The organism is Frisingicoccus sp. (assembly GCA_016298055.1).
Taxonomy (GTDB): domain Bacteria; phylum Bacillota; class Clostridia; order Lachnospirales; family Lachnospiraceae; genus Frisingicoccus.
The window spans coordinates 1-5,529 of record JAEDDO010000115.1 but is presented as its reverse complement, the minus strand read 5'-3'; the positions used below and the strand labels follow the sequence as shown (position 1 = coordinate 5,529).

At 38.7% G+C, this 5,529-nt stretch carries 8 protein-coding genes; 7 read left to right on the top strand and 1 reads right to left on the bottom strand.

The window, feature by feature from the left end; all coding sequences use genetic code 11:
• Positions 1–144: 144 nt before the first annotated feature.
• On the bottom strand, positions 145–735 hold the full coding sequence (locus tag QZZ35_RS08595) for a helix-turn-helix domain-containing protein (protein ID WP_291237027.1): 591 nt from the start codon (positions 733–735) through the stop codon (positions 145–147).
• A gap of 157 nt (positions 736–892) precedes the next feature.
• Here QZZ35_RS08595 and QZZ35_RS08590 point away from each other — a divergent pair, with 157 nt between their 5' ends.
• From QZZ35_RS08590 to QZZ35_RS08560, 7 genes are all read left to right on the top strand, one after another.
• Positions 893–1,084 carry a helix-turn-helix transcriptional regulator gene (locus QZZ35_RS08590; RefSeq protein WP_291237026.1) on the top strand — a complete coding sequence of 64 codons (192 nt, stop codon included), beginning with the start codon at positions 893–895 and terminating at the stop codon, positions 1,082–1,084.
• Positions 1,085–1,121: 37 nt separating this feature from the next.
• Positions 1,122–1,373: a hypothetical protein gene (locus tag QZZ35_RS08585; RefSeq protein WP_291237025.1), complete on the top strand. Its 252-nt coding sequence runs from the start codon at positions 1,122–1,124 to the stop codon at positions 1,371–1,373.
• 98 nt (positions 1,374–1,471) lie between these two features.
• Entirely contained in the window at positions 1,472–2,143 is a 672-nt protein-coding gene (locus tag QZZ35_RS08580; RefSeq protein WP_291237024.1) for a CHC2 zinc finger domain-containing protein, read from the top strand.
• The gene (locus QZZ35_RS08575) at positions 2,064–3,446 is read left to right on the top strand and encodes a DNA primase family protein (protein WP_330635635.1); all 1,383 of its coding nucleotides are present in this window, start codon (positions 2,064–2,066) and stop codon (positions 3,444–3,446) included. Before QZZ35_RS08580 ends, QZZ35_RS08575 begins: the two co-directional genes overlap by 80 nt.
• Before the next feature lie 375 nt (positions 3,447–3,821).
• Complete coding sequence (locus QZZ35_RS08570; protein ID WP_291237023.1) at positions 3,822–4,202, top strand: plasmid mobilization protein; 381 nt, start codon at positions 3,822–3,824, stop codon at positions 4,200–4,202.
• Positions 4,151–5,266: a relaxase/mobilization nuclease domain-containing protein gene (locus tag QZZ35_RS08565; protein ID WP_291237022.1), complete on the top strand. Its 1,116-nt coding sequence runs from the start codon at positions 4,151–4,153 to the stop codon at positions 5,264–5,266. The genes QZZ35_RS08570 and QZZ35_RS08565 overlap by 52 nt, the downstream gene beginning before the upstream one ends.
• Complete coding sequence (locus QZZ35_RS08560) at positions 5,202–5,522, top strand: hypothetical protein (protein ID WP_291237021.1); 321 nt, start codon at positions 5,202–5,204, stop codon at positions 5,520–5,522. Before QZZ35_RS08565 ends, QZZ35_RS08560 begins: the two co-directional genes overlap by 65 nt.
• Positions 5,523–5,529 lie beyond the last annotated feature (7 nt).

Genomic DNA, 5,529 nt, shown 5'->3' with positions numbered 1-5,529 from the left:
TCGGATCGAGTTCATATCCGTCTGTTTTTCTTACAACCCAGGGATTTCTTCTTTTCCCTGACATTTTGGTAACACTTCCATAACCATTCGGTAATTTCATATAATTTAGCCTCCTTCTTGTCGCACATAGCAACTCTTAAGAGCCTAAATTCCAAACTGTTCATCTAGTAAAGCATTTCTTTTTATTATACGTTCATCCTCTGTAAGTTCCTCAACTTCTTTTTCGGAAAGAGTAGTATTGGCATAATAGGCGAGCGTTTTATCTTTCCAATTCTGGTACGCCTGTGCTGTTTGAGCGTAGGAAGCATATTCTTCTCGTTTTTCATTAAATTCTTCCAGAAACAGGCACATATCGGCATTTTCAGAAGCAGTGTTATCTTTGCCATTGAATGTAATAGAACATTCCCAACCATCGTGATTTGGTGGACGTTTTACATCAATGGAAAAACCTAATTCATTCAACTGATCTAAATGGAAGAGAAACTGCATCACATCTGCCATATTTGTGATGGTTTTGGTTTCAGCCTGATATCCAATGAGATAAGTTGAGGTGGTGTCCAGTACTTTGGCAATATCGTTGATCACACCGATCGATACTTCAATCTCTCCACTTTCATATTTTTGGATTGTACGAAGAGATTTACCAAGCTCTGTTGCAAGCTGCGTCTGATTCATACCTTTTTGCTTTCGGGCAGTTCGGATTCTAAGCCCTATTTCATTATTATTGTCTTTCATTTTTTTGAGTTCACCTCTCTTCGATTACATAGTAACACAAGAAAATACGAATTACAAGTACATATTACAAAAGAAATGTGTTGACATGCGCATTAATTATGCGTATAATCAAAATACGAACTAATAGTGCGTATTAAATGGAACGGGGGTGATATATATGAAAATAAACGCACTTAAACTACAGATTCTAATGGGTGAACAGGACCTGTCGATAAAATCACTTGCTGAAAAGAGTGAAGTATCAAGGCAGACAATTTCCTGTATTAAAGCAGGAAAAAGCTGTTCTCCACCGGTAGCCTGTAAGCTTGCTAAGGCACTGGGAGTTCGAGTTGAAGAACTATTGATGTAACGTATGTTATGACAGATATTTGAGGAGGTGATGAAAAATGGAGAAAAAGCTGTATGTGGAATTACCACCTTTTACTGGACGGAATGTTCCGATTAAAGAAATTGCAAGTGCAATAGGGAAAGATCCTCATTATATTCGTTTGGCAATCCAGGCCGGAGTTTTAAAATTCGGAGTTGCAATGAAGATGGAGAATTCAAATGAATATAGCTATTATTGTCCTGATCGAAAGGTCTGGGAAGAAACCGGGTATTTCCGAAATGTCGCAAAAGAAAAAGCCCTTGCACAGTAGGCAAGGACTGATCCAAAGAGCTTCTGATATGCTCTATCTCGCAAATTCAGTATATCAGAGGCATCCGTTGGATTCAATGGAAAGTTTGAGGTATACGTATGAATATTTTTACAGAAGTGAAAAGCCGTGTGAGTGCGGCAGAAGTGGCAAAAACCTACGGTTTGAAAATCAATAGAAATATGATGGCTTGTTGTCCATTTCATGATGATAAGCATCCAAGCATGAAAATTGATCAGACTTATTATTGCTTTGGGTGTGGTGAAAAAGGAGATGCCATCAATTATGTTGCCAAGACATTTGGATTAAGCCAGATCGAAGCTGCAAAGAAAATAATACAGGATTTTCATTTGCCTATTGAATTTGAAAAAAGAGAAAAACGAAAAAGGAAAACACCTGAATCAATCAAGAAGAGGAAAGACTTGGAAAATGATCAGGTGGAAGAAATCAAAAAAAGATTTCACAAATGGTGCACAAACAAATGTCATACTTTTTTATACTTATTAAATTTGATTCAAACAGTGAAAGAATCTCAGGCAGATAAAGATCCGGAAATGGTAATGAATGATGATGCATTTGCAGTAATGCTTCATGCAGAACCAAAGCTGAATCATTGGATGGATATCTTGTGTTTTGGAACAGAAGAAGAGCAGAAAGAGTTCTTTTTACAGGGACGAAAGGGGGTGATGGAGCTTGAAGAGCAATTATTCAGAGCAGGAAAAGCAATCCTGGACAGAGATTGGAACTGCATTGAACAGCGAAAATGTGGATGATCCGATTACACTAAGAGATTACTCCTGGATTACAGAGGATGGAAAGATTGACGAGGTATCATTTTGTAAATCTTTTGTAGCCAGCAATCCCATCAAATGTGTAAATGGAATTTTCTATGGAATGGATGGAGTGGTGGAAATTGAAAATCTGAGAGCAGATATTTATCAATTAATTTGTGAAGTACTGACCAATGGAGTTGCAAAGAAAGTGGATAATCTGATTGAAGCATTAAAACTTGAAACGCATACGAAAGAACTTCCGCTGGAATTGGATCGTATTCATGTTGTAAATGGAGTCTATTATCTGAATGGGAATTTTGAGGGTGAAAAACAGTTCTGTAGAAACCGGTTAAATGTCAATTATAATCCGGAGGCTCCGAAACCCGAAATGTGGTTGAAGTATTTAAAGGATCTGGTTGAGGAAGAGGATATCCCGACCATTCAGGAATATCTGGGTTATATGTTGATTCCATCCAACAAAGGACAAAAGCTGATGATGATTTTAGGACGTGGTGGAGAAGGCAAATCCCGCATGGGGCTAATCATCAAAAAGATTTTTTCAGAGGCACTCAACTTTAGCAGTATTGAAAAAGTGGAGCATAACAAATTTGCCAGAGCTGACTTGGAAAACAAACTGGTAATGATTGACGATGATATGAAAATGGAAGCATTGAAAGATACGAATTATATCAAAACCATTGTTACATTGGAAGACGAGATGGATCTGGAGCGTAAGCAGAAGCAAAGTGTACAGGGAAAACTATTTGTTCGATTCCTTCTTTTTGGAAATGGAAGTCTAAGTGCTCTTCATGATAAGTCTTATGGATTTTACAGAAGGCAGTTGATTATTACAACGAAAAAACCACCAGAGGATCGAGTAGATGATCCCTATCTGGTAGAAAAAATCGTAACAGAAAAAGAAGGAATCTTTCTCTGGATGTTGGAGGGATTGCAACGGCTATTGGAAAACAATTATAAGTTCACAATCAGTGACAGGGCAAAAGGCAACCTTCTTGAGGCAATGCAAAGTTCCAATAACGTAATTCCGTTTTTGGAGTCCGAAGGATATATTCGTTTTGAAAAAGGAACCACAGCAACCAGTAAGGCAATTTATAATGTGTATTGCAAATGGTGTGAGGAAAATGCTGAAAAGCCGATGTCTTCCAAAACAGTGTTGGGTTATATGAAACAAAATTCAGAGGAGCTTGGGATTGAGCCTTCCACCAATATTCCAATTGATGGTGGAAAAAAGGCTCGTGGTTTCAAGGGGATCTTTACAAAGATACGTGCAGATGGCACATAAAATACACATTATCATAAATGTGCAAAATCACGTGTATATGCGTATATTGCAGATATATAAAGGCTTTTACATTAGCCATATGTGTATGAATACACGTATACGCGTGATTTGCAGTATTCATCATTTTTAGAATGATGATACGGATGATATGCCATCTGTGTAACCTTTGCTTATCCCGGCAGCCTAACGCCTAAGCTCCTAAGTAGGCTGCTCGGTATAAGGCAAGTTTCGCAAAGTGGTATACCACATTCGCACCGGAAGCAGCCCAAGGGCTGTTCCTAAACTTGTCAGGGGGCATTGCCCACCTTGAATCCCCCAACAGGCGCTGCCCGCCCTGTACCCAGGATGAAATTATGTTCTATATGGAGGTTGAAAATGAGAAATAGATCACACAATGTCATGGTACGAATGGATGATGAGGAATACAACCAGTTCTGTACCAATGTGAAAGAATCAGGTCAGACAAAACAGGCCTATGTGACGAATGCAGTGCTTCATGTGCCGGTGATGCCAAAAGAAGAATTAGAGGAAGTACAAAAGATCAGTCAGCTTATGGCTGATGAAAACAGACAGCTTCGTGGAATGGCAGTAAATCTGAATCAGATGACAAAGCGGTTACACACATTTGGAGAGATTCCTCAGATAAAAGAACTGAATGAACTTGAACAAATGTTACAGAAGATGAGAGAGGAGAGTGAACGTCCATGGCAATTAATAAGATTATTACTAAGCCGCCAAAAAGCCACAGCGGATTAAAAAACTGTTTAGCATATGTGCTGCGATCCGATAAGACAGAACAAACGCTGACAGCAATCACAGGTCCATATCATCATAAGGAATTAAATGCCAATTTTGCTTATCAATCATTTATGCAGGAAAAGAAAATCTGGCATAAGGATAAAGGACGGATGTGTTCACATAGTATCATTTCCTGGCACAAGGATGAAAAGATTACACAAGAAGAAGCCTTTGCCTTTGGTCAGGAATTTGCAGAAAAATGGTTTGCTGGATTTCAAACGGTCATTGCCGTTCATCAGGATCGGGATCACATTCACTGCCATCTGGTAACCAATTCTGTCAGCTATGAAGATGGGAGAAAATATCACACTTCAAAAAAAGACTTAGAGCGGATGAAGCTTATGACAAATGAAATGTGTAAGGAGCGGAATCTGACGGTAGCGGAAAAGGGTAAACATTTTGATGGTACACCGATGGAAACCGGAGAGGTAACTACCTGGAATCAGGACAAGTACCAGATGTTTAAAAATGATGCAAAGAAAAGTTACTTATGGGATTGTGCGATGGCAGTGGTGAATGCCATGAAGCAATGTATAAGCAGAGATCAATTTATAGAGCGGATGAAGCTATCTGGATGGAATGTTCATTGGAAAGATTCTAGAAAGCATATTACTTTTGAAAACAAAGATGGTAAAAAAGTGAGAGATTCTAATCTGTTCAAAACATTTCATCTGGATGTAGGAAAGGAGGGGCTGGAACGTGAATTTATTCGACAGCGAGAAAACACCGAATTGTCAGAGCAAGAACTTGAGCAGTACTACAGACAACTCGAAGATATTGATGCAGGAAATGTCACAAAAGCTCAGAGAGAGCTTGTGTTTGAATCAGGAGCTATCAGAAGTGAATCACAATCTGCAAGAAGAACTTCGGAAAGTTCTAACAGATCTGTCCGATATAACGAGGCTCAATCAACAACTGAGCATCGAGAACGACAACTTGCGGAACAGAGGAGGCTGGATGCTGAGAGAGCAGCAAGAGAAGCTCGAAAGAGAAATCGCAGACGTTCAGGACCAGAACTCTAGGCTGAACAGACTGGTAAATATGTCGAACGTAACTGCATACGAAAAGATGAGAAGAGAAAGAGATGATGCTTTGAATCAGGTGGCAGAAGAAAGACAGAAAACTTTCATGGCAAAAAAGAATTTCAGAGAAGACATTAATAAGGTAAACAAAAAAACAAACGATAAAGTTCTAGATATGAAAAATAGAATGCAATTCTGGCAAATAGTTTCTATTGGAACTTTGATTGTGGGATTTTTAATTGGATGGATACTGTAAAATATTG